This window comes from Agromyces sp. MMS24-JH15 (assembly GCF_043518605.1).
Taxonomy (GTDB): Bacteria; Actinomycetota; Actinomycetes; order Actinomycetales; family Microbacteriaceae; genus Agromyces.
This window is the reverse complement of sequence record NZ_CP171358.1, coordinates 200,695-222,863: the sequence shown is the minus strand read 5'-3', so window position 1 is coordinate 222,863 and position 22,169 is coordinate 200,695. Positions and strand designations below refer to the sequence as shown.

The following is a 22,169-nucleotide window of genomic DNA, read 5'->3' as shown; positions in this document are numbered from 1 at the left end:
AGCCGGGATCTCACTTGACAAAGGTCAGCTCCTTCTTGTTGCCGAGGATGCCCTGCGGCATGAAGATCACGAGCACCATGAGCCCGAGACCAACGAGGATGAAGCGCAGCACGGATGCCTGGATCTGCGTCATGAACGGCAGCAGGCCGGCCTGGACGAGGGACGGGAGCAGGTTGCTGAGGAACGTCTGCAGCACCCAGAAGATGAGCGAGCCGAGCAGCGGCCCGAACACCGTCGCCGCGCCGCCGAGCAGCAGGGCCGTCCAGATGAAGAACGTGAGCGAGGTCACGTACACACCCGGGCTGACCGCCGACGGCAGCGCGTAGACGATGCCGCCGGCGGCGGCGAGCACGCCACCGAGGACGAGCGCCTGCATCTTGTACGCGAAGGCGTTCTTGCCGAGCGCGCGCACCGCGTCCTCGTCCTCGCGGATGCCCTTGAGCACGCGACCCCAGGGGCTGCGCATGACCATCCAGACGACGAGCACCGCGATGCCGAGCGTCACGAGGCCGATGATGCGGACCCACCAGTCGTTCGCGTTGTACTGCCACGGGCCGAAGCCGTAGGTCCCGTCGGGGATCGGGTTCGCCGCGCGGAAGCTGCCGTGGTAGCCGCTCAGGCCGTCGGCGGAACCGGTGACCTCGTCGAACGCGGTCGTGAGGAACAGGAGCCGGACGACCTCGGCCGCCGCGATCGTGACGATGGCGAGGTAGTCGCCGCGCAGGCGCAGCGTCGGAACACCGAGGATGAGGGCGAACACCGCCGCGGCCGCGAGGCCGATGAGCGAGCCGAGCCACCAGGGGAGCCCGAACGTGAGCACCGAGATGGCGTACCCGTACGCGCCGATGGCCATGAAGCCCGCGATGCCCATGTTGAGCAGGCCCGCGTAGCCGAAGTGCACCGCGAGGCCGAGCGCCGCCAGCGCGTACCCGATCGTCGCGGGGCTGAGGATGGACGACGCGGTGTTGGAGAGGATCTGCAGCCAGTCCATTGCCTTACCCGATTCTCTCTCGACGGCCGAGGATGCCCTGCGGCCGGAACAGCAGGATGACGATCAGTACGACGAGCGCGCCCGCGTACTTCAGGTCCTCCGGGATCCACAGGCCCGACACCTCGACGAGCACGCCCACGATGAGCGAGCCGATCAGCGCGCCGAACGCGGTGCCGAGGCCGCCGAGCGTGACCGCGGCGAACATGAGCAGCAGCACCTGTGCGCCCATGTCCCACTTGAGGCCGGGCAGGTAGTAGGCGTACAGGATGCCGGCGAGGCCGGCGAGTGCGCCGGCGAGCACCCAGACGACGCGGACGACCTGGTCGACGTCGATGCCGGATGCCGCCGCGAGCGACGGGTTGTCCGAGATCGCTCGGGTCGCCTTGCCGAGGTGGGATCGGGTCAGCCAGAGCGCGAAGGCGACGATGACGAAGATCGAGATGAGGAACGACGCGATGTCGATCCAGCTCATCTGGATCGGGCCGAACGACATCTTCGGTGCCGCTGCGTACGGCAGCTGCGTGGTGCCGCCGCCGATGAAGAACTGGAACGTGTACCGCATCGCGAGCGACAGGCCGATGCTGACGATCATCAGCTGCACGGTGCCGACGCGTCGGCGCCGGAGCGGCCGCCAGATGACCACGTCGAGCACGAGGCCGAGCACCGCGCTCAGCACGACGGCGAGCGGGATGCCGATCCAGAGCGGGAGGGCGAGCGTGCTCGCGCCGACCAGGAACGAGGTCGCCACGGCGCCGAAGGTCACCATCTCGCCGTGGGCGAAGTTGGAGATGCCGGTCGTGCCGAAGACCAGGGACAGGCCGACGGCGGCGAGGCCGAGCATCAGGCCGAAGTTGATCCCCTGGAACGTGCGCTGGATCAACTGGTCCCAGAAGCTGGTGACGTTGCGCTCGCCCTCGCCGATGAAGAAGTTCACGGACACGCGCCCTCCGGCGCCGACCGTGACGTCCTTCTCGTTCGGGCTGTCGTCCTCGGGGTCGACGACGGCGATGCCCTCGGGGAGGGTGTCCTCGTCGAGGGTGACCGTGTAGTCCGCGTTCTTCTCGGGGACGCTGACCTTCCACTGCCCGTTCTCGTCGGTCGTGACCTTCTGCTTGCCGCCGGGGCCGTCGATCGTGAGTTCCACCCCCTCGAGCGGCTCGCCGTCCAGTTGGACGTTCCCGCTGATGCGGTAGGGGTCGCCTTCGGCCGCGTGCGCGCCGGTGGGCGCTGCGACCAGGAGGACCAGCACCGCGGCGAGGGTCGCCAGGAGCAGGCCGAAGAGGCGTGGAATGCGTCCCGGTGGGGACGCGATGACAGGGGAAGGGGATCTCACGGAACCTCCAGTTGGGACACCACAGCTCGACGTGGGTCTCGTCGACTGTGAGGGAGACCCTAAGAGCGTAATGTGTCGAGCGGGTTTCACTCGCCGTTTTCCGGTGCATCCTGCGCGTATCGGAGTGAAATCGTGAGAATCCTGCGGCCGGAGCGGGGCGATCGCGGAATACTCCCAGCCGCACGCGGCTTAGAATCGAATGACACCGTGGAGGCGGCACGAGCCCCGTGCGCGGTGACTTCTTCCCGATGCCGACCACGCGGGGCCGGCACCGTCGTTGATGCGGAGGCGCGCGCATGGACCAGTACGACCCGTTCGGTTTCACGGGACTCACCTACGACGATGTGCTGCTCCTGCCCGGGCACACCGACGTGATCCCGAGCGAGGCCGACACGACGTCGCGCCTGACTCGGCGGATCAGCGTCGCCACGCCGCTGCTGTCGGCGGCGATGGACACGGTCACCGAGGTCCGGATGGCGATCGCGATGGCCCGACAGGGCGGCATCGGCATCCTCCACCGCAACCTGTCGATCGCCGAGCAGGCCGACATGGTCGACCGCGTGAAGCGGAGCGAGTCGGGCATGGTCACCAACCCGGTCACGACGACGCCGGATGCCTCGGTCGCCGACGTCGACCGTCTGTGCGGTACCTACCGCGTGAGCGGCCTCCCGGTCATCGACGAGGACGGCGTGCTCGTCGGCATCATCACGAACCGCGACATGCGGTTCGTCTCGGACTTCGAGAAGCCGACCACGAAGGTCGCGGACGTCATGACGCGGACGCCGCTGATCACGGGCCACGTCGGCATGAACCCCGACGAGGCGCTGGCGATCTTCGCGGAGCACAAGATCGAGAAGCTCCCGCTCGTCGACGACGCGGGCCGCCTCACGGGCCTCATCACCGTGAAGGACTTCGACAAGAGCGAGCAGTACCCGAACGCGACGAAGGACTCGGAGGGGCGCCTGCGCGTGGGCGCCGCGATGGGCTTCTTCGGCGACGCGTGGGAGCGCGCCGAGGCGCTGCGCGACGCGGGCGTCGACGTGCTCGTGGTCGACACCGCGAACGGCGAGTCCGCCGGCGTGCTCGACGTCATCCGGCGGCTGAAGGCCGACCCGAGCTTCGCCCACATCGACGTCATCGGCGGCAACGTCGCGACCTACGAGGGCGCGAAGGCGCTCGTCGAGGCCGGTGCGGACGCGGTCAAGGTCGGCGTCGGTCCGGGCTCGATCTGCACCACGCGCGTGGTCGCGGGCGTGGGCGTGCCGCAGGTGACCGCCGTGTACGAGGCATCCAAGGCCACCCGCCCCGCGGGCGTGCCGCTCATCGCCGACGGCGGCCTGCAGTACTCGGGCGACATCGCGAAGGCGCTCGTCGCCGGCGCCGACTCCGTCATGCTGGGGTCGCTGCTCGCCGGCACCGACGAGAGCCCCGGCGACCTCGTGTACCAGAACGGCAAGCAGTTCAAGGCGTACCGCGGCATGGGCTCGCTGGGCGCGCTGCAGACCCGCGGCAAGAAGACCTCGTACTCGCGCGACCGCTACTTCCAGGCGGATGTCCCGAGCGACGAGAAGCTGATCCCCGAGGGGATCGAGGGCCAGGTGCCGTACCGCGGCCCGGTCGGCGCGGTCGCATACCAGCTCGTCGGCGGCCTGCGCCAGTCGATGTTCTACGTCGGTGCGCGCACGATCGAGGAGCTGAAGGCGAAGGGCCGCTTCGTGCGGATCACGCCCGCGGGCCTCAAGGAGTCGCACCCGCACGACGTGCAGTTCGTCGTCGAGGCCCCGAACTACACGCGCTGACGGTCAGCGTGGCGCCGCGGAGCGGCGACACGCTTCCGTCAGAAAGGCGGAGCAGAAGGGCTCGCGGCGCGCCAGCGCCGCGAAGCGTGCCGCAGCAGACCCCGGGACGCGCGCCAAACCGCTGCCCGCGAAGCGCGCCCCAGCAAACCCCTGACTCGCGCACCACGTCCAGCGCCGCGAAGCGCGCCGCGGCAGCCCCGGCAACGCCCACACCCCGCCCGCCCTTCCGGCAGACTGTCTCAGTGACCGCTCCCGCACCCACTCCCCGCCGGCCCTCGCCGTATTCGACGTCGTACCTGCTCACCGCCGCCGCGATCGCCGCGGCCACGGCGATCCTGCTCATCGCGGGCAACTGGATCGGCTACGCGTCCGCGGCGGTGCCGTGGCTGAACGGAGTGACGCTCGGGTTCTGGGTGCTGCCGTTCGCGCTCGCGCTCCGACTGCTTCCGCTGCCCGGCACGACCCTGCTGGTGGCGCTGTTCGCGGGCATCGTGATGGGCCCGTTCCAGCCCGACGGGTTCCGCGCGATCATCGTCAACCTCTGGTACGCGGTCTTCTTCGAGCTCGTGTTCGCGGTCACGCTGTACCGGATCCGCCGGACGTGGCTGTTCCTCGTCGGCGGTGCGTTCAACGGAGCGATCTGGGGCGCGTCCGTCGCGCTCGCGCTGGATTCGGGGTCGATGGTGCCGGGCGTGGTCGCCGCGACGATCCTGGTCCCGACCGTGAGCGGTGCGCTCGGCGCGTGGCTGGGCGTCGGGATCGCGGATGCGCTCGCCGCGCGCGGCGTGGGCACGACCACCCGGAAGCGGCTCGAGCAGCGGCGTGCGGCGAAGGCCGCGGCATCCGTGCACCGGACGCCGGTCGGGGAGTAGCCGCCGGCCGGACCAGTGCGCCGCCCGGGCGACCCGGTCGGCGCCGCCGCGGCTTCCCACCGCTCGGTCAGCGTGCGTCGGCGATCCTCGAGATCGCCTCGGCGAGCACCTCGGGTGAGCACGCGAAGTTGAGGCGCGCGTGCCCGCGCCCGACGGATGCCCCGAACTGCGGCCCGTTCGCGAGTGCGACGCGGGCGCGCTCGAGCGCGGTCACGGCGGGGTCGTCGCCCCAGCCGAGCGCGGTGAGGTCGAGCCAGGCGAGGTAGGTCGCGTCGGGCGTGCGGTAGCGCACCCCGGGCAGGTCCTCCTCGAGCAGGTCGGCGAGCAGGCGCCGGTTGTCGTCGAGGCTCGCGAGGACGCCGTCGAGCCAGGCGCCGCCGTGGCGGAACGCGGCGGTCGTGGCGATCGAGCCGAACTGGCTCATGCGCCACGGCACCTCGTACGGGAGACTCGCGCGGAGCCGGTCGCCGCGCTCCGATGCGGTGACGATGAGCGCCGCCTTCAGGCCCGCGATGTTGAACGCCTTCGTCGCCGCGGTCACGGCGACGCCGCGTTCGCGCGCGGTGTCCGAGACCGTGAGGAACGGCGTGTAGCGGGTCCCGGGCAGGGTGAGCGGCCCGTGCACCTCGTCGGCGACGACCGTGGCCCCGAACCCGTGCGCGATGTCCGCCAGGGCGGCGAGTTCGTCGGCCGGCGGTACGTAGCCGATCGGATTGTGCGGGTTGCACAGCACGATCGCGCGCGCCCCGGCGGCGAACGCCGCCTCGATGCCGAGCAGGTCGAGCGACCACCCTTCGTCGATGCCGCCCTGCATCGGCACCTCGACGACCTCGGCGGACGCCTCGGCGACGAGCTCGTAGAACGGCGGGTAGATGGGCGGCGTGATGACGACGCGCTCGCCGGGCCGGACCGCCCGGCGCAGCACCTCGACGATGCCCATGCTCACGTCGGAGGTCGGGGTGATGCGGGCGGGGTCGACCTCCCAGCCGAGCCGGGCGGAGGCGAACTCCGCGAAGGCCCAGGCGGTCTCGCCGCCGTCGTACGCGTAGCCGGTGTCGGATCGGCGGATCGCCGCGTGCAGCGCCTCGGCGATCGGTTCGGCGAGCGGGTAGTCCATCTCGGCGACCGGGAGCGGAAGCACGTCGTCGGGGTGGGTGCGCCACTTCGCGCTCGTCCGGGTGCGGAGCAGGTCGATCGGGTCGGCGGGCACGCGCTGCATGCGTCCAGTGTGCCAGCGCGCCGTCGCCCACGGCGCCGACGGGCGGTCGGCGTCGCGGGCGGGTCCAAGGCGGGCGGTTCGTCCGGGGACGGGTCATCCGGGGACGGGTCCCCCGGGACGGGTCATCCGATCGCGACGGCCACGCAGGCCGCGATCCAGACGACCTGCTCGACCGTGCGCGGCAGGAGCGGCGAGAAGAGTCCGCCGAGGCGCTCGCCGAGGCGAGCGGCGCGCACGTTGGCGGGGAAGACGGCGATGAGGAGGAGCGCGAGGCAGATCGCCGCGGCCCGGTGCGTCGGCGGCAGGAGGAGCCCGATCGCGCCCGCGGCCTCGAGCACGCCGGTCGCGGCGACCACGAGGCCGGGGTTCGGCACACCCGGCGGCACCATGGCGACGAGGCCGGCCCGGACCTTCGGCTGGAGCCTGCCGGACGCGGAGATGAGGAACATGAGCGACAGGCCGCCCGTGAGCCAGGCCTGCCAGCCGGCGAGGCCGGGGATGCCGAAGGCGGCGAGCACCGCGCCGAGGACGGCGGTGCCGAGCGTGCCGATCGCGAACGCGATCGGCACGGGGGAGAGGAAGGTCTGCGCCCACGGATTGCGGCGCGGCGATGCCGCGGCCTCGGGGGTCGAGCCGGTGGGAGCGGATGCGGTGGTCATGGGATGCTCCGATCATGTGAATCTTGTCGCTGACTAGATTGCACCCGGACGATGAACTTGTCAATGCCTAGATGTGTCGCCTACGCTCGACGCATGGCGTACCACCACGGCAACCTCCGGCAGGCGCTCGTCGACGAGGCCGTCGCCGCGATCGCCGAGCACGGCGCCGACGCCCTCAGCCTGCGCGACCTCGCGCGCCGCGCGGGCGTCTCGCACGCGGCGCCCGCCCACCACTTCGGGGACCGCGCGGGCCTGTTCACGGCGATCGCCGCCGACGGGTTCGCCCGGCTCGCCGACGCGCTCGAGCGCGCCGTCCGCGCCGCAGCCGAACACGGGCCCGCCGACGGGAACGGCGAGGAGCGCGGCGAGGAGCACGGCGCCGCACGCGGAGCCGGGGCATCCGCCGCCGTGTTCGCCGAGGCCGGCGTGGCCTACGTGCGCTTCGCGACCGGCGAGCCGGGCCGGTTCGCGGTCATGTTCCGTCCCGACCTCGTGCACGACGACGACCCGGCCCTCGTGGAGCAGCGCGAGCGCGCCGCGGCGGTCCTGCGCGCGGGGGCCGAGGCCGAACCCGGCGACGACCGCGCGAACGCGCTCGCCGCGTGGTCGCTCGTGCACGGCTTCGCCACGCTGTGGAACGCCGGGGCGATCGTGCCGCCCGAGGGCGCGGGCGCCGAGGAGGTCGCGCGCGCCGTCGCCGGGCGCCTGTTCGGCGAGGACGGGCGGATCGGGCGCGCGCGCTGAGGGCGTCTCGCGCCGGCCGGGCGCGGCCCGGGCTCGGGGCATCCGCACGCCAGGGCACGAGGCATCCACCCGGTCCGCGGGAGGCGCGCGCTCGTCCGCCGTCCGCGGCCGTGTCCGGCCCGTTCGGTAGGCTGGTCGGGTGACCCAGGAGATCGAGATCGGGCGCGCCAAGCGCGGCCGACGTGTCTACGCGTTCGACGATGTCGCGATCGTCCCGAGCCGACGCACCCGCGATCCCGAGAACGTCTCGGTGAGCTGGTCGATCGACGCCTACCAGTTCGACATCCCGTTCCTCGCGGCGCCCATGGACTCGGTCGTCTCGCCGAAGACCGCGATCGACATGGGCCGCCTCGGCGGACTCGGCGTGCTCGACCTCGAGGGCCTGTGGACCAGGTACGAGAACCCCGAGCCCGTGCTCGCGGAGATCCGCGCGCTCCCCGCCGACCGCGCGACCGCGCGCATGCAGGAGCTGTACGCCGAGCCGATCAAGCCCGAGCTCGTGACCGCGCGTCTCGCGGAGATCCGGGCCGCGGGCGTCACCGTCGCGGGCGCGCTCTCCCCGCAGCGCACGCAGGAGCTGTACGCGACCGTCGTCGCGGCCGGCGTCGACCTCTTCGTCATCCGCGGCACCACGGTGTCGGCCGAGCACGTCGCGCAGCAGCGCGAGCCGCTCAACCTCAAGAAGTTCATCTACGAGCTCGACGTGCCCGTCATCGTCGGCGGCGCGGCGACCTACACGGCCGCGCTCCACCTCATGCGCACGGGCGCGGCGGGCGTCCTCGTCGGCTTCGGCGGCGGCGCCGCGTCGACCACGCGCGCCTCGCTCGGCATCCACGCGCCGATGGCGACCGCGGTCGCCGACGTGGCCGGCGCGCGCCGCGACTACCTCGACGAGTCGGGCGGTCGCTACGTGCACGTCATCGCCGACGGCGGCGTCGGCGTGGCGGGCGACATCGTGAAGGCGGTCGCGTGCGGCGCCGACGCGGTCATGCTGGGCGCGGCCCTCGCGAGGGCGACGGATGCCCCGGGCGGCGGCTGGCACTGGGGCGCCGAGGCGCACCACCCGCAGCTGCCGCGCGGCAAGCGCGTGCAGGTCGGCCAGGTCGCTCCGCTCGAGGAGATCCTCTACGGTCCGGCGCCGAGCGCCGACGGCACCGCGAACCTCGTCGGGGCCCTGCGCAAGTCGATGGCCACGACCGGGTACTCCGACCTCAAGGAGTTCCAGCGCGTCGAGGTCGTCGTCGCGCCGTACCAGGGCCAGTAGCCGGGCCGGGTTGGGCCAGTAGCCTCGTCGGGCCGGGCCGGGCCGCGCCGGGAGCACCGGGCGTCCCCCGACTGCCGTGGCATCCGTCCTGCCCCTCGGGTAGCGTGGGGAGCATCCGGCCGCGCGGGGGCGGCCGGCCGGAACGGGGGGCGTGATGGCGAAGCTCAAGTCGGTGACGCGATCGAATCGGCTGGGACCGGACGAACGGCGCGAGGCGATCGAGCGGCTGAAGGCCAAGGAACTCGACATCCTCGTCGTCGGCGGCGGCATCGTCGGCACGGGCGCCGCGCTCGACGCCGTGACGCGCGGCCTCTCCACGGGCCTCCTCGAGGCCAGGGACTGGGCGTCGGGCACGTCGAGCCGTTCCTCGAAGCTCGTCCACGGCGGCATCCGGTACCTCGAGCAGCTCGACTTCCGGCTCGTGCGCGAGGCGCTCATCGAGCGCGGGCTCCTGCTCCAGCGCCTCGCACCGCACCTCGTGAAGCCCGTGCGGTTCCTCTACCCGCTGAAGAAGCGCGTGATCGAGCGCTTCTACATCGGCGCCGGCATGATGCTCTACGACATCTTCAGCTACACGGGCGGCCGCCCGCCCGGCGTCCCGCACCACCGCCACCTCTCGAAGACCCAGGTCATGCGCGCCATCCCGTCGCTCGCGCCGAACGCGCTCATCGGCGGCGCGACCTACTACGACGCGCAGGTCGACGACGCCCGCTACGTCGCGAGCCTCGCCCGCACGGCGTCCTTCTACGGCGCCCACGTCGCGAGCCGCGTCAACGTCGAGGGCTTCATCAAGGTCGGCGAGCGGGTCGTGGGCGTGAAGGCGCACGACCTCCAGACCGACGAGCACTTCGAGATCCGCGCGCGGCAGGTCGTCAACGCCACGGGCGTCTGGACGGACGACACGCAGCGCATGGTCGGCGAGCGCGGCACGTTCCACGTGCGCGCCTCGAAGGGCATCCACCTGGTGGTGCCCCGTGACCGGATCCAGTCGGCGATGGGCATGATCTTCCGCACCGAGAAGAGCGTGCTGTTCGTCATCCCGTGGGGCCGCCACTGGCTCGTCGGCACGACGGACACCGACTGGAACCTCGACAAGGCGCACCCCGCCGCGACCGCCGCCGACATCGACTACGTGCTCGAGCACGTGAACGCGGTGCTCCGCGTGCCGCTCACGCGCGAGGACGTCGAGGGCGTGTTCGCCGGGCTCCGGCCGCTGCTCGCCGGCGAGAGCGAGCAGACCTCCAAGCTCTCGCGCGAGCACATCGTCGCGCACACGGTGCCGGGCCTCGTGGTCGTCGCGGGCGGCAAGTGGACCACCTACCGCGTCATGGCGAAGGATGCGATCGACGCCGCCGTCGACGCGATGGACGGCCGCGTGCCGGCGTCGACGACCGACGAGATCCCGCTGCTCGGCGCCGAGGGCTACCACGCCGCGTGGAACAAGCGCGCGAAGATCGCGCGCGCGTTCGGCGTCCACAAGGTGCGCATCGAGCACCTGCTGAACCGCTACGGCACGCTCACCGACGACCTGCTCGACCTGATCCGAGAGGATGCCTCGCTGCTCGATCCCCTGCCCGGAGCCGACGACTACATCGGCGCCGAGGTCGTGTACGCGGCATCCCACGAGGGCGCGCTGCACCTGGACGACGTGCTCGCCAGGCGCACCAGGATCTCGATCGAGGCGTGGGACCGCGGCGTGTCGGCCGCGCCCGTCGCCGCGAAGCTCATGGGCGGCGTCCTCGGCTGGGACGCCGAGCGCGAGCAGCTCGAGGTCGAGCGCTACATCCAGCGCGTGGCCGCCGAGCGCGCGTCGCAGGAGATGCCGGACGACGAGTCGGCCGACCGCGTCCGCCTCGAGGCGCCCGACATCGTCGCCATCGACTGACGCGCCGGTCCCGGAGGCGGCGCCGGTAGACTTGGGCGAACGCCTGAGCCGAGGAGAGACATGGTCGAGGTGCGACGGGTCACGCTTCCCGGCGTCGGCATGCTGCACTCCTTCACGACCGCCGACGACGTCGAGATCGCGGTCGTCGCCCACCGCTCGGGGTCGAGCGACCTCGTCGTGCGCCCCGGCGGCGCGCAGGGGTCGGCGCGTCCGGTCCGGCTCGACGAGGAGGAGGCCTCGACGCTCGCCGACCTGCTCGGCGGCACGACGATCGTCGAGACGATCGCCGACCTCGACGAAGTGCCCGGCGTGCCGATCGACTGGTTCACGGTGCGCGCGGACGACGCGCTCGCCGGGCGGAGCCTCGGCGACCTGCCGGGCGTCGCGCGGCCCGACGTGGTCGTCGCCGCCGTCGTGCGTCGCGACCGGGCGACGCCGTCGCCCGACGCGGCGTTCGTGGTCGAGGCGGGGGACACGCTGATCCTCGTCGGGCCCGGCGACGCCGTCGACGAGGTCGTGCAGGCCGCTCGGGGGGCATCCGCCTGATGCTCCGCATGATGCTGCGCCCTCGATGGGTGCTCGCGCTCCTCGCCGCGCTCGGCATCGCCGCCGCGTTCGCCGTGCTCAGCCAATGGCAGCTCGGTCGCGCCCTCGAGGCCGCGGTCGTCGTCGAGCGCCCGACCGAGGAGGTCCAGGCGTTCGCGGGCCTGGTCGACCCGGATGCCCCGACGCCGCAGTCCGCGACTGCGCAGCGGGTCGAGGTCGTCGGCACCTGGGTCCCCGGCGACACCGTGCTCGTCGACGGCCGCCTGAACCACGAGGAGCTCGGCACCTGGGTCGTGGCCCACCTCGAGGTGACCGACGGCGCGCCCGCGGGCCTGCCGATCGCCCTCGGCTGGGCCGCCGACCGCGACGACGCCCGGGCGGCGCTGGACGCGTTCGAGGCCGCCGTCGACCCGACCGCCGAGGTCCGCGTGGTCGGACGCTTCCTGCCGAGCGAGGCGCCCGTCGCGCCGGACGCCGGCGAGGACCCGCAGCGGATCACGACGGTCGCCGTGGCGCAGCTCGTGAACCTGTGGGCGGACTTCGACGACCGCCCGGCCTACTTCGGCTACGTGACCGCCGCGGACCCGGCCGAAGGCCTCGACGCGATCTCCTCGCCGCCGCCCCCCGTCGACGGCGAGCTGAACTGGCTCAACGTCTTCTACGCGGTCGAGTGGATCGTCTTCGCGGGCTTCGCGATCTACCTCTGGTACCGGCTCGTGCAGGACGCCGTCGAGCGCGAGCGCGAGGAGGCGGAGGCCGCGAGCGCGGACGATTCCGCCGCGGGCGAACTCCGGACCTGACCCACGCGGCCCGGGGGAGCATGGCCGTATGGCCGCCGATGAGGATCCGCTCGACGCGTACTCGAGGGTCGTGACGCAGGTCGCGCGCACGGTGCTCCCGAGCGTCGCGAGCCTCGCCGTCCGTTCGGCGCGCGGCGACGGCGCGGGCAGCGCGAGCGTGATCGACGCGGACGGCGTGCTCCTGACGAGCGCGCACGTCGTCGCCGGGGCCAGGAGCGCCGAGGCGTCGTTCGGCGACGGCACGGTCGTCGCGGTCGAGGTCGTCGGGCGCGACGTGCTCTCGGACCTCGCGGTCCTGCGGGCGCACGAGCCGGTGCCGCCGGCGGTCGGGTTCGGGGATGCCGCCGCGCTCAGCGTCGGCCAGCTCGTGGTCGCGCTCGGGAATCCGCTCGGGCTCGCGGGCAGCGTCACCGCGGGCATCGTGTCGAACCTCGGTCGATCGCTGCCGACCGGGTCGGGCCGCGTCATCGACGAGGTGATCCAGACGGACGCGGCGCTCAACCCCGGGAACTCGGGCGGCGTGCTCGCGGACGGGTCGGGCCGCATGGTCGGCGTGAACACCGCGGTCGCGGGGGTGGGCCTGGGCCTCGCCGTGCCGATCAACGCATCGACCCGGGCGATCATCGACGCGCTCGTGGGGACCGGGCGGATCCGTCGGGCGTGGCTCGGCATCGCGGGCGAACGCGTGCGCCTCGCGCCCGACCTCCGCGAGCGGATCGGGTCGCCGACCGGCCTGCGCGTCGCGGGCGTCGTGGCGGACAGCCCGGCCGACCTCGCGGGCGTGCTCCGTGGCGACATCGTGGTCTCGCTCGACGGCAACGGGGTCGTCACGTCGACGTCGATCGCGCGACTCATGGTCGAGGACGCGATCGACCGCCGGGTCGAGATGACGGTCTGGCGCAACGGCGCGCTCGTCGACGTGTTCGTGACGCCGCGGGAACTCGTCGACGTCCCGTGAGCGCGGCCGGAGGTCGGGTGCGACCCCGCGACTTCGCCCGTCCGGCGCCACGTAGACTTGGAGCATGCCCCTCGAGCCCAAACTCGCCGATCTGCCGCGCATTCGCGGGGCGCTGAAGCTCTACCAGGTCGCGTCCGTCATCACGGGCGTGCTCCTGCTGCTGCTCTGCGCCGAGATGCTCATGAAGTACGCCTTCGGGCTCGAGCTCGAGCTCGGGGGCCCGGACGGGTTCCTCGCGTTCGTCCCGGTCGACACCGTGACGGCCGTGAACCTCTCGACGGGCATCCTCATCGTGCACGGCTGGTTCTACGTGCTCTACCTGTTCAGCGACTTCCGCCTGTGGAGCCTCATGCGCTGGCGCTTCGGGCGGTTCATCCTGATCGCCCTCGGCGGCATCGTCCCGTTCCTGTCGTTCTTCCTCGAGGTCCGCATCGGCCGCGAGGTCCGCGCCTACCTCGCCGTGCGCGAGGGCGAGGCGTCCGCTTCGACCGATTCCGAGCCCGTGGAGGCCGCCCAGTGAGCACCGCGCCGTCGAACGGCACCGCGCCGTCGAACAGCACCGAGCACCGTCCCGTCCTCGTCGTCGACTTCGGCGCGCAGTACGCGCAGCTGATCGCGCGGCGCGTGCGGGAGGCATCCGTCTACAGCGAGATCGTGCCGCACACGATCACGGCCGCTGAGGTCGCCGCGAAGAACCCGATCGGCATCGTCCTGTCGGGCGGCCCGAGCTCGGTCTACGAGGAGGGCGCGCCGTCGCTCGACGAGGGCATCCTGCAGCTCGGGGTCCCCACGCTCGGCATCTGCTACGGCTTCCAGGTCATGGCCCGCCAGCTCGGCGGCGAGGTCGCCCGGACCGGGCACCGCGAGTACGGCTCGACCGAGACCACCGTGCGCGCCGACGAGGGCAACCTGCTGCTCGGCGGCCAGCCCGAGCACCAGATCACGTGGATGAGCCACGGCGATTCGGTCGCCGTCGCACCCGAGGGCTTCGAGGTGCTCGCCTCGACGGCCTCGACGCCGGTCGCGGCCTTCGCGAACGACGAGCGCAAGTTCTACGGCGTGCAGTGGCACCCCGAGGTGAAGCACTCGCAGTTCGGCCAGAGCGTGCTCGAGAACTTCCTGCACCGCGCCGCCGGGATCCCCGCCGACTGGAACGCGGGCAACGTGATCGCCGAGCAGGTCGAGCGGATCCGCACCCAGGTCGGCTCGGCGCGCGTCATCTCCGCGCTGTCGGGCGGCGTGGACTCGGCCGTGTCGACCGCGCTCGTGCAGCGCGCCGTCGGCGAGCAGCTCACCGCGGTCTTCGTCGACCACGGCCTGCTGCGCAAGGGCGAGCGCGAGCAGGTGCAGCAGGACTACGTCGAGGCGACCGGCGTGCGGCTCGTCACGATCGACGCGGCCGAGACGTTCCTCGCCGCGCTCGAGGGCGTGAGCGACCCCGAGCAGAAGCGCAAGATCATCGGCCGCGAGTTCATCCGCGCGTTCGAGCAGGCCGAGCGCGACCTGATCGCCGAGGCCGCTGCGTCGGGCGAGCCGATCAAGTTCCTCGTGCAGGGCACGCTGTACCCCGACGTGGTCGAGTCGGGCGGCGGCACGGGCACGGCGAACATCAAGAGCCACCACAACGTGGGCGGCCTCCCCGAGGACCTGCAGTTCGAGCTCGTCGAGCCGCTGCGCACGCTGTTCAAGGACGAGGTGCGCGCGATCGGCCGCGAGCTCGGCCTGCCCGAGGCGATCGTCGCGCGCCAGCCCTTTCCGGGGCCCGGCCTCGGGATCCGCATCGTGGGCGAGGTCACCCGTGATCGTCTCGATCTGCTCCGCGAGGCCGACGCGATCGCGCGCGAGGAGCTGAGCGCAGCGGGCCTGGACGGCGAGATCTGGCAGTGCCCGGTCGTGCTGCTCGCCGACGTCCGCTCGGTGGGCGTGCAGGGCGACGGCCGGACCTACGGGCACCCGATCGTGCTGCGCCCGGTGAGCTCGGAGGACGCGATGACCGCCGACTGGACGCGCCTGCCGTACGACGTGCTCGCGAAGATCTCGAACCGCATCACGAACGAGGTCGCCGACGTGAACCGCGTCGTGCTCGACGTCACGTCGAAGCCGCCGGGGACCATCGAGTGGGAGTGAAGCTCCCGTGACGCGCGAAGGGCGCGGGCCTGCTGGCCCGCGCCCTTCGGCGTCCCCGGGGCGGTCGGTTCGGGTCCGGCTCAGCCCAGGAGCGCGCGGATGGCCCGGGCGGCCGCCGGCTCGTCCACGGGCTCGCCCGCGCGAACGGTGAGCTGGTGCAGGAGCAGGCCGTCGCACTGGTCGGCGATCCAGCGGGCGCGGACCTCGGGGTCGTCGATGCCCGCGTGCACCAGCATCGTGCGCGCGATCGCGAGGAAGCGCGCGTGGCCTGCGGCGACGGCGGCGGGCTCGGCGAGCGAGACCGCGAGCCGCGCCCGGGTCAGGCCCGCGTGGCCGCGCACGAAGACGGCGAGATAGCCCGCCAGGCGGCCGGCGAGGTCGTCGGCGTTGGTCGGCGCCTCGCGGCCGTCGGAGGCCCAGACCTCGAGGTCGCGCTGCTCGATGCGGTCGACGACGGCGGCGACGAGCGCGGCGCGCGTGCGGAAGTGGTTCGACGTCGTGCCAGTGGGGAGGCCGGCGGCCTCGTCGACCGCGCGGTGCGTGAGGCCCTTGAGGCCCCGGGTCGCGACGAGGTCGAGCGCGGTGTCGGCCACGAGGGTGCGACGGTCGGTCATGCGGGGAGTCTAGCGGCATGACTACAAATGTAGTGACGGATCACTACATTTGTAGTACGTTCGCGGCATGGCCACCCGCACCCAGCACCGGACGCCCCTCCGCATCGCGATCGTCGGCGGCGGCATCGCCGGCCTCGCCCTCGCCGCGCGGCTCGACGCCGCCCGGTTCCGCGTCGCCGTGTTCGAGCAGTACCCGGGCATTCCCGCAGTGAACACGAGCCTCGCCGTCTGGCCCCTGGCCCGCGCCGCGCTCGAGCGCATCGGCGTCTTCGGACCCCTCGCCGCGGCGAGCCCGTCGATCGACCGGTTCCCGATCGGCACGCTCGACGGCGGCGCGGTCGTCGCCCCGCCGATGCCGGGCTCCATCCTCGTCGGCCGCCGCGCCCTGCTCACCGCCCTCCACGACGCCGTGCCTGCCGAGACGGCACGCGTGGACGCCCGGATCGACCTCGCGGCCGGGCGCGCTCCCGAGGTCGACGGGGCGCCGGCCGACCTCGTCGTCGGCGCGGATGGGGTGCACAGCGCGGTCCGCCGGGCACTGTGGGGCGAGGCATCCGCCGCGGTCGCGACGCCCTGGCTCGCGGTGCGCGGCGTGCTGCCGCTGCGGTTCGACGAGGGCGAGTACGGCGAGCGCTGGGGGCGTGGATGGCTCTTCGGCGCCGGCCCGCACGCCGACGGCACGAACTGGTTCAGCGCGTTCCGGTCGGAGCTCGGGCCACGCGACGTGGACGTCGAAGCCGCGCTCGCCGAACTGCGCGCGCACGCCGCGGCCGCGGCCGACCTGCCGCACGCGACCACGGCGATCCTCGAGGCGGTCGATCCCGGGACCACCCTCGCCCAGCGCATCCACGCGGCGCCCCCGCTGCGGCACGTCGTCGCACGTCGCGGCGCCGGCAGCCGGCGGCGGCCGAGCGCGGACGCGATCGGGGTACCGGTCGCGCTCGTCGGAGACGCCGCCCACGCGATGACGCCGAACCTCGGGCGCGGCGCCGGCGAAGCGCTCGTCGACGCCGTCACGCTCGCGGGCCTCCTCGCCGAACGGCCGGTCGACGAGGCGCTGCGCGCGTACGACCGGGCCCGCGCCGCTCGCACGCGCCGGCTCGCACGTGCGTCCGACCTCGTCATGCGCGTGGCGCTCGCCGAGCGCGGGCAGCCGTGGCGGGACCGGGTGCTCCGCGTCGCCGCCGCCGCGACCGGCGGCCGACGGACGGGACCAGCGCCCGCGCCCGCACCCGCAACCGCGCCCGCGAAGGCGGCGACCACCGCCTGAGGAGGGGGCGCCGAGTTTTTCCGGTGGAATCCTGTCTCGCATCCCGCCGGACACGGCAGGATGGGCAGCATGACGCGCAGAGGGACGAAACTGGCAGTCATCGGCGCGGGCGCCGTCGGCACGAGCATCGCGTACGCGGCGCTCATCCGCGGTTCTGCGAACGAGGTCGTGCTCTACGACATCGCGAAGGCGAAGGTCGAGGCCGAGGTGCTCGACCTCGCGCACGGGACGCACTTCACGAAATCGGCGATCACGGGCGGCGACGACCTCGCGGTGCTCGCCGATTCCGACATCGTCGTGGTCACCGCGGGAGCCAAGCAGCAGCCGGGCCAGACCCGGCTCGAGCTCGCCGAGACGAACGCGGGGATCCTCGGCAAGCTGCTGCCCCGGGTCGTCGAGCTGGCGCCGCACGCCGTGATCATGCTCGTCACCAACCCGGTCGACGTGCTCACCGTGGTGGCCCAGGAGATCACCGGACTCCCGGCGGGACGCGTCTTCGGGTCCGGGACGCTGCTCGACACGTCCCGGCTGCGCTGGGTGCTCGGGCGACGGCTCGGCGTCGCGACCGAGAGCGTGCACGCGCACATCGTCGGCGAGCACGGGGACACGGAGTTCCCGCTCTGGTCGACCGCCACGATCGGACCGGTGCCGCTGCTCGAGTGGCGGGGAGCGAACCCGCTCACCTCGACGGAACTCGACGTCATCGCCGCCGAGGTGCGCGACGCCGCCTACCGCGTCATCGAGGGCAAGGGCGCGACGAACTACGCGATCGGCCTGTCGGCGGCTCGGATCGTCGAGGCCGTGCTGCACGACGAGAAGGGCATCATGCCGGTCAGCACGGTCCTGAGCGACTACCGCGGGATCAGCGGCGTCGCACTGTCGGTGCCGTGCATCGTCGGCCGCGACGGGCCCGTCCCGGTGATGGGCACCGAGTTCTCCTTCTCGGAGGACCAGAAGCTGCGTGCGTCGGCCGTGGCGATGCGCGAGTCGCTCGACTCGATCTCGTACTGATCCTCGGGTCGCCGTCGCGCCGTCGCGCCGTCGCGCGCCCGTCCTCGGATCGCGGTCGATCGCGACGCCCGGTCGATCCGGGGCCGGGTTCGACTCTCGTGTCGATCCGCACCCTTCCCGTTCGACGCATCCAGTGAGAGGGTCGAATCGCGGCCCGACGAAGGAGACGATCCGATGACGAAGTACATGCTGATCATGCGCGGCACCGAGGAGGCCCTCGAGCGCTACGCGCAGCTCCCGTTCGAGCAGGTCATCGCGGAGATGGGGCGCTACAACGAGTCGATGATCGACGCCGGCGTCCTGGTCGCGGGCGAGGGGCTGGCCGACGCATCCGAGGGGTTCGTCGTGGACTTCTCGGGCGAGACGCCGCTCGTGACCGACGGCCCGTACGGCGAGATCAAGGAGCTCTTCAACGGCTTCTGGATGATCGAGGTCGCCACGGTGGAGGAGGCCAAGGAGTGGGCCTCGCGTGCGCCGCTCGGGCCCGGCAACTTCATCGAGGTGCGTCGCGTGAACGGCCCCGAGGACTTCCCGCAGGACAACGAGTGGATCCAGAAGGAGGAGGGCTGGCGCAAGGCGGAGGCCGAGCGAGCCTCGGGGGCCTGAGTCCCGACGCCGGCCCGTCCCGCACGGCCCACGGCATGGTCGACGAGGATGACCCGACGGCGCGCCGCACGGACGACGAGTCCGCGCGGCGCGCCGTCGCGGCCGTGTGGCGCATCGAGTCGGCCCGGATCGTCGCGACGCTGACCAGGGTCGTCGGCGACTTCGGCCTCGCCGAGGACCTCGCGCAGGAGGCGCTCGCCGAGGCGCTCGAGCAGTGGCCCGGGACCGGCGTGCCGCGCAATCCCGGCGCGTGGCTGACGACGGTCGCGAAGCGCCGCGCGATCGACGGCTGGCGCCGGCGCGAGCGCTACGACGACCGCCTCGCCGCGATCGCGCACGACCTCGAGGCCGAGCAGCGGCAGGCGGCGGATGCCCCGCCCTGGGACCCCGACCGGATCGACGACGACGTGCTGCGACTCGTGTTCACGGCGTGCCACCCGGTGCTCGCGCGCGAGGCGCAGGTCGCGCTCACGCTGCGGGTCGTCGGCGGCCTCTCGTCGGAGGAGATCGCGAACGCCTTCCTCGTGCCCACCGCGACCGTGCAGCAGCGCATCGTGCGCGCGAAGAAGGCGCTCGCCGACGCGGGCGCGCCGTTCGAGGTGCCCGGCCGGGACGAGTTCGCCGCCCGACTGGCGGGCGTGCTCGCGGTCGTCTACCTCGTCTTCACCGAGGGCCACGCGGCATCCAGCGGCGGCGACGTGCTGCGCCCCGACCTCGCGCGCGAGGCGATGCGCCTCGGGCGCGTGCTCGCGGCGCTCGTGCCCGACGAGCCCGAGCCGGGCGGGCTGGTCGCACTCATGGAGCTCACGGCCGCCCGCTTCCCGGCCCGGGTGGATGCCGCGGGCGACCCGGTCCCGCTCGACCGGCAGGACCGCACCCGCTGGGACCGCACGCTCATCGCGCACGGCCGCGCGGCGCTCGCGCGCGCCGAGCGGGTCGCAGGGCGCCGGGATCGCGGGCTCGGCCCGTACGCGCTGCAGGCCGTGATCGCCGAGTGCCACGCGGTCGCGCCGTCGGTCGCGGCGACCGACTGGCCGCGGATCGTCGCCGCCTACGACGCGATCGCGCGGATCGCGCCCTCGCCGGTCGTCGAGCTCAACCGGGCGGTCGCGGTGTCGATGGCGCCCGAGCCCGACGGGGGGCCCGCCGTCGCGCTCGCGCTCGTCGACGCGCTCGCCGACGACCGGCGGCTGCGGCTCTCGCACCTGCTGCCGACCGTGCGAGGCGAACTGCTCGCCCGGCTGGGGCGCGCGAGCGAGGCGCGCGCCGAGTTCGAGGAGGCCGCGCGCCGGACGCGGAACGACCGCGAGCGCGCGGTGCTCCTGGCGAAGGCCGCGGGCGCCTGACGCGCCCGGAACGGCGAACGGGCCGCCGCCCGCGAGGGCGACGGCCCGTTCAGGCCGGAGGCATCCGCTAGTCGCGCGCGATCCCGATGAAGCGCAGGATCTCGAGGTACAGCCAGATGACGGTGACCATGATGCCGAAGGCGCCGGTCCAGCCGTACTTCTTCGGCGCGCGGTTGCGCACCGCCTGCTGGATGAAGTCGAAGTCGAGCACGAGCGAGTACGCGCCGAGCAGGATCACGATCGGCCCGATCAGGAGGCCGAGCGGGATGCCGAAGACGGGCAGGCTGTCGAGGCCCCACGGGCCGGGCGCCGCGCCGAACAGCGACAGGACGACGCTCACGAGCGAGTAGAGGAGGTACCCGACCATCGCGACGAGGAAGACCTTGGTGGCCTTCTTCGACGCGCGCACCTTGCCGCTCGCGAACAGCGCGAGCGTCGCGCCGACGACGGCGAGGGTCGCGATGACGGCCTGCGCCACGATGCCCTGGTAGGCGGACTCGAAGAACCAGGAGATGCCGCCGACGAAGACGCCCTGCGCCGCCGCGTAGGCGAGGATCAGGCCGGGCGACGGCTCCTTCTTGAAGATGTTCACGAAGGCGAGCACGAGGCCGATGATCGAGGCGCCGACGTACGCGAACGGCGCGATGGGGGTGACCCACCAGCCGATGGCGGCGAACACGACGAGCACGGCGAACGCGCCGACCGTCTTCTGCACGGTGTTCTCGACCGTCATGACCTCGCGGTCGGGCAGCGTCGCGGGCTGCTCGAACAGGTGCTGGAGGTCCTGCGCGGACATGTCCTGGGCGGTCGAAACGGCGCCTTGCTTCGAGAACGCCTCGTTGCGCGAATAGGCGGGGTTGTCGAGTGCCATGGGCGGTTCCTCTGCTTTCGGCTGCTGTCGGATGGAGGGGAATCAGCGCGGGGCAGCGCCCGCGTCATCCCAATCTAGCCGGAGCGGGCCCGGCGACGCCCCGCCCAATCCGTGACAACGCCGTGAGTTCCCGCGCTGTTCCGGGCCACGCGGGGCATCGGCTGGGTACGCTCTGAGGATGCGGCGCGACACCGCGGGACATCCGCTCGTCATCGGACACCGCGGCGCGCCCGGGTACCGGCCCGAGCACACGCGGTCGGCGTACGAGCTCGCGTTCGCGCTCGGCGCCGACGCGGTCGAGCCGGACCTGGTCGCCACGCGCGACGGCGTGCTCGTGCTGCGCCACGAGAACGAGATCTCGGGCACGACGGATGTCGCGTCCCGGCCGGAGTTCGCGCGCCTGCGCACCACGCGCGAGGTCGACGGCGTCGAGCAGACCGGCTGGTTCACCGAGGACTTCACGTGGGCCGAGCTCGCGACGCTGCGCGCGACGGAGCGGCTCGGACCGATCCGGCAGGCGAGCGCCTCGTTCGACGGCCGGAACCCCCTCATCCGGTTGCGGGACCTCCTGGAGCTGGTCGACGTCGCGGCCGACGAGCACGACCGGATGCTCCGCCTCGTCGCCGAGTTCAAGCACGCGAGCCACTTCGCCGAGCGTGGACTGCCGCTCGACGACCTGTTCGCCGACGAGCTGGACGCCGCGGGCTGGGGTCGCGGGGACGAGCGCCTGATCCTCGAGTCGTTCGAGCCGACCCTGCTCGACCGGCTCGCCGAGCGGGGCATCCACGGCTCGCGCGTGCTGCTGCTCGAGGACGCGGGCGCGCCGTGGGACCTCGTGCTCGCGTCCGGGCGCGCGGCGCCCGGCTACGACCGGTTCGCGACCGAGGCGGGCCTGCTCGGGCTCGCCGGCCGCGTCCAGGGCGTGAGCGTCGGCAAGCGCCGGCTGATCGGCCCCGAGCGACGCGGCGTCGCCGCGGACGTGCTCTCCGGGGCGGACCTCGTCGACGCGGCCCACGGCGCAGGGCTCTCAGTCTACACGTGGACCCTCCGTCCCGAGAACCGGTTCCTCGCGCCCGAGCACCGGCGCGGATCGGCCCGCGCGGCGTGGGGGGAGTGGCTCGCCGAGTTCACCGAGGTGATCCGCACGGGCGTCGACGGGATCTTCGTCGACCACCCGGACCTCGGCGTCGACGCGCGCGCGGCCGCGAAGGCGGCGCGCTCGCGGTAGCGCCGGGTCGGACGGATCGGCCGTCG

The 22,169-nt window shown here is 73.0% G+C and carries 21 protein-coding genes; 15 read left to right on the top strand and 6 right to left on the bottom strand.

What is annotated here, in order from left to right; genetic code table 11:
• Positions 1-10: 10 nt before the first annotated feature.
• Together ACDF64_RS01020 and ACDF64_RS01015 are read right to left on the bottom strand one after the other, a co-directional pair.
• The gene (locus ACDF64_RS01020) at positions 11-991 is read right to left on the bottom strand and encodes a branched-chain amino acid ABC transporter permease (RefSeq protein WP_394552935.1); all 981 of its coding nucleotides are present in this window, start codon (positions 989-991) and stop codon (positions 11-13) included.
• Positions 992-995: 4 nt separating this feature from the next.
• Entirely contained in the window at positions 996-2,324 is a 1,329-nt protein-coding gene (locus ACDF64_RS01015) for a branched-chain amino acid ABC transporter permease (RefSeq protein ID WP_394552934.1), read from the bottom strand.
• Positions 2,325-2,620: 296 nt separating this feature from the next.
• On the opposite strand from ACDF64_RS01015, the gene guaB reads away from it, so the two are divergent.
• Positions 2,621-4,123, top strand: coding sequence for an IMP dehydrogenase (guaB, locus tag ACDF64_RS01010; RefSeq protein ID WP_394552933.1), 1,503 nt, complete (start codon positions 2,621-2,623; stop codon positions 4,121-4,123).
• Between the two features lie 242 nt (positions 4,124-4,365).
• Positions 4,366-4,995 (top strand): ECF transporter S component, encoded by a 630-nt coding sequence (locus ACDF64_RS01005; RefSeq protein ID WP_394552932.1) that lies wholly within the window; start codon positions 4,366-4,368, stop codon positions 4,993-4,995.
• A gap of 67 nt (positions 4,996-5,062) precedes the next feature.
• Here the strand turns inward: ACDF64_RS01005 and ACDF64_RS01000 are convergent, their stop codons facing one another.
• Positions 5,063-6,214, bottom strand: coding sequence for a MalY/PatB family protein (locus tag ACDF64_RS01000; RefSeq protein WP_394552931.1), 1,152 nt, complete (start codon positions 6,212-6,214; stop codon positions 5,063-5,065).
• A gap of 122 nt (positions 6,215-6,336) precedes the next feature.
• Positions 6,337-6,873, bottom strand: a complete 537-nt coding sequence (locus tag ACDF64_RS00995) for a DoxX family protein (RefSeq protein ID WP_394552930.1) — start codon at positions 6,871-6,873, stop codon at positions 6,337-6,339.
• Positions 6,874-6,966: 93 nt separating this feature from the next.
• Between ACDF64_RS00995 and ACDF64_RS00990 the strand changes: the two genes are divergently transcribed.
• The 8 genes from ACDF64_RS00990 (at position 6,967) to guaA (ending at position 15,197) form a co-directional block, all read left to right on the top strand.
• Positions 6,967-7,617, top strand: a complete 651-nt coding sequence (locus tag ACDF64_RS00990) for a TetR/AcrR family transcriptional regulator (protein WP_394552929.1) — start codon at positions 6,967-6,969, stop codon at positions 7,615-7,617.
• A gap of 139 nt (positions 7,618-7,756) precedes the next feature.
• Positions 7,757-8,881 carry a GuaB3 family IMP dehydrogenase-related protein gene (locus ACDF64_RS00985; protein ID WP_394552928.1) on the top strand — a complete coding sequence of 375 codons (1,125 nt, stop codon included), beginning with the start codon at positions 7,757-7,759 and terminating at the stop codon, positions 8,879-8,881.
• 154 nt (positions 8,882-9,035) lie between these two features.
• Positions 9,036-10,766: a glycerol-3-phosphate dehydrogenase/oxidase gene (locus ACDF64_RS00980; protein WP_394552927.1), complete on the top strand. Its 1,731-nt coding sequence runs from the start codon at positions 9,036-9,038 to the stop codon at positions 10,764-10,766.
• Between the two features lie 60 nt (positions 10,767-10,826).
• Positions 10,827-11,312 (top strand): TrkA C-terminal domain-containing protein, encoded by a 486-nt coding sequence (locus ACDF64_RS00975; RefSeq protein WP_394552926.1) that lies wholly within the window; start codon positions 10,827-10,829, stop codon positions 11,310-11,312.
• 11 nt (positions 11,313-11,323) lie between these two features.
• Positions 11,324-12,112 (top strand): SURF1 family cytochrome oxidase biogenesis protein, encoded by a 789-nt coding sequence (locus ACDF64_RS00970; protein WP_394552925.1) that lies wholly within the window; start codon positions 11,324-11,326, stop codon positions 12,110-12,112.
• 28 nt (positions 12,113-12,140) lie between these two features.
• On the top strand, positions 12,141-13,070 hold the full coding sequence (locus ACDF64_RS00965; RefSeq protein WP_394552924.1) for a S1C family serine protease: 930 nt from the start codon (positions 12,141-12,143) through the stop codon (positions 13,068-13,070).
• Positions 13,071-13,134: 64 nt separating this feature from the next.
• Positions 13,135-13,590: a DUF3817 domain-containing protein gene (locus ACDF64_RS00960; protein ID WP_394552923.1), complete on the top strand. Its 456-nt coding sequence runs from the start codon at positions 13,135-13,137 to the stop codon at positions 13,588-13,590.
• Positions 13,587-15,197 (top strand): glutamine-hydrolyzing GMP synthase, encoded by a 1,611-nt coding sequence (gene guaA / locus ACDF64_RS00955; RefSeq protein ID WP_394552922.1) that lies wholly within the window; start codon positions 13,587-13,589, stop codon positions 15,195-15,197. Before ACDF64_RS00960 ends, guaA begins: the two co-directional genes overlap by 4 nt.
• An 80-nt stretch (positions 15,198-15,277) precedes the next feature.
• Here the strand turns inward: guaA and ACDF64_RS00950 are convergent, their stop codons facing one another.
• Positions 15,278-15,811, bottom strand: a complete 534-nt coding sequence (locus tag ACDF64_RS00950; protein WP_394552921.1) for a TetR/AcrR family transcriptional regulator — start codon at positions 15,809-15,811, stop codon at positions 15,278-15,280.
• 67 nt (positions 15,812-15,878) lie between these two features.
• On the opposite strand from ACDF64_RS00950, the gene ACDF64_RS00945 reads away from it, so the two are divergent.
• The 4 genes from ACDF64_RS00945 to ACDF64_RS00930 all read left to right on the top strand — a co-directional run bounded on the left by ACDF64_RS00945 (position 15,879) and on the right by ACDF64_RS00930 (position 20,044).
• Positions 15,879-17,081 carry an FAD-dependent oxidoreductase gene (locus ACDF64_RS00945; RefSeq protein WP_394552920.1) on the top strand — a complete coding sequence of 401 codons (1,203 nt, stop codon included), beginning with the start codon at positions 15,879-15,881 and terminating at the stop codon, positions 17,079-17,081.
• 69 nt (positions 17,082-17,150) lie between these two features.
• Positions 17,151-18,092 (top strand): L-lactate dehydrogenase, encoded by a 942-nt coding sequence (locus tag ACDF64_RS00940; RefSeq protein WP_394552919.1) that lies wholly within the window; start codon positions 17,151-17,153, stop codon positions 18,090-18,092.
• Between the two features lie 174 nt (positions 18,093-18,266).
• A complete protein-coding gene (locus ACDF64_RS00935) occupies positions 18,267-18,698 on the top strand; it encodes a YciI family protein (RefSeq protein ID WP_394552918.1) in 432 nt (143 codons plus the stop codon).
• A 35-nt stretch (positions 18,699-18,733) separates the two neighbouring features.
• Entirely contained in the window at positions 18,734-20,044 is a 1,311-nt protein-coding gene (locus ACDF64_RS00930) for an RNA polymerase sigma factor (RefSeq protein WP_394552917.1), read from the top strand.
• A 67-nt stretch (positions 20,045-20,111) separates the two neighbouring features.
• On the opposite strand, the gene ACDF64_RS00925 is transcribed toward ACDF64_RS00930, so the two are convergent.
• Positions 20,112-20,915 carry a Bax inhibitor-1/YccA family protein gene (locus ACDF64_RS00925; RefSeq protein WP_394552916.1) on the bottom strand — a complete coding sequence of 268 codons (804 nt, stop codon included), beginning with the start codon at positions 20,913-20,915 and terminating at the stop codon, positions 20,112-20,114.
• Positions 20,916-21,093: 178 nt separating this feature from the next.
• On the opposite strand from ACDF64_RS00925, the gene ACDF64_RS00920 reads away from it, so the two are divergent.
• Entirely contained in the window at positions 21,094-22,143 is a 1,050-nt protein-coding gene (locus ACDF64_RS00920; protein WP_394552915.1) for a glycerophosphodiester phosphodiesterase family protein, read from the top strand.
• Positions 22,144-22,169: the final 26 nt, after the last annotated feature.

Excerpts from the sequence above, each read along its gene's own strand:
- ACDF64_RS00965 (WP_394552924.1), top strand. The coding sequence starts at position 12,141 with ATGGCCGCCGATGAGGATCCGCTCGACGCGTACTCGAGGGTCGTGACG.
- ACDF64_RS00990 (WP_394552929.1), top strand. The coding sequence starts at position 6,967 with ATGGCGTACCACCACGGCAACCTCCGGCAGGCGCTCGTCGACGAGGCC.
- ACDF64_RS01020 (WP_394552935.1), bottom strand. The coding sequence starts at position 991 with ATGGACTGGCTGCAGATCCTCTCCAACACCGCGTCGTCCATCCTCAGC.
- ACDF64_RS00925 (WP_394552916.1), bottom strand. The coding sequence starts at position 20,915 with ATGGCACTCGACAACCCCGCCTATTCGCGCAACGAGGCGTTCTCGAAG.
- ACDF64_RS00960 (WP_394552923.1), top strand. The coding sequence starts at position 13,135 with ATGCCCCTCGAGCCCAAACTCGCCGATCTGCCGCGCATTCGCGGGGCG.
- ACDF64_RS00980 (WP_394552927.1), top strand. The coding sequence starts at position 9,036 with ATGGCGAAGCTCAAGTCGGTGACGCGATCGAATCGGCTGGGACCGGAC.
- ACDF64_RS00935 (WP_394552918.1), top strand. The coding sequence starts at position 18,267 with ATGACGAAGTACATGCTGATCATGCGCGGCACCGAGGAGGCCCTCGAG.
- ACDF64_RS00995 (WP_394552930.1), bottom strand. The coding sequence starts at position 6,873 with ATGACCACCGCATCCGCTCCCACCGGCTCGACCCCCGAGGCCGCGGCA.
- ACDF64_RS01000 (WP_394552931.1), bottom strand. The coding sequence starts at position 6,214 with ATGCAGCGCGTGCCCGCCGACCCGATCGACCTGCTCCGCACCCGGACG.
- guaB (WP_394552933.1), top strand. The coding sequence starts at position 2,621 with ATGGACCAGTACGACCCGTTCGGTTTCACGGGACTCACCTACGACGAT.
- ACDF64_RS00940 (WP_394552919.1), top strand. The coding sequence starts at position 17,151 with ATGACGCGCAGAGGGACGAAACTGGCAGTCATCGGCGCGGGCGCCGTC.
- ACDF64_RS00920 (WP_394552915.1), top strand. The coding sequence starts at position 21,094 with ATGCGGCGCGACACCGCGGGACATCCGCTCGTCATCGGACACCGCGGC.
- ACDF64_RS00950 (WP_394552921.1), bottom strand. The coding sequence starts at position 15,811 with ATGACCGACCGTCGCACCCTCGTGGCCGACACCGCGCTCGACCTCGTC.
- ACDF64_RS00970 (WP_394552925.1), top strand. The coding sequence starts at position 11,324 with ATGCTGCGCCCTCGATGGGTGCTCGCGCTCCTCGCCGCGCTCGGCATC.
- ACDF64_RS00945 (WP_394552920.1), top strand. The coding sequence starts at position 15,879 with ATGGCCACCCGCACCCAGCACCGGACGCCCCTCCGCATCGCGATCGTC.
- ACDF64_RS00975 (WP_394552926.1), top strand. The coding sequence starts at position 10,827 with ATGGTCGAGGTGCGACGGGTCACGCTTCCCGGCGTCGGCATGCTGCAC.
- ACDF64_RS00930 (WP_394552917.1), top strand. The coding sequence starts at position 18,734 with ATGGTCGACGAGGATGACCCGACGGCGCGCCGCACGGACGACGAGTCC.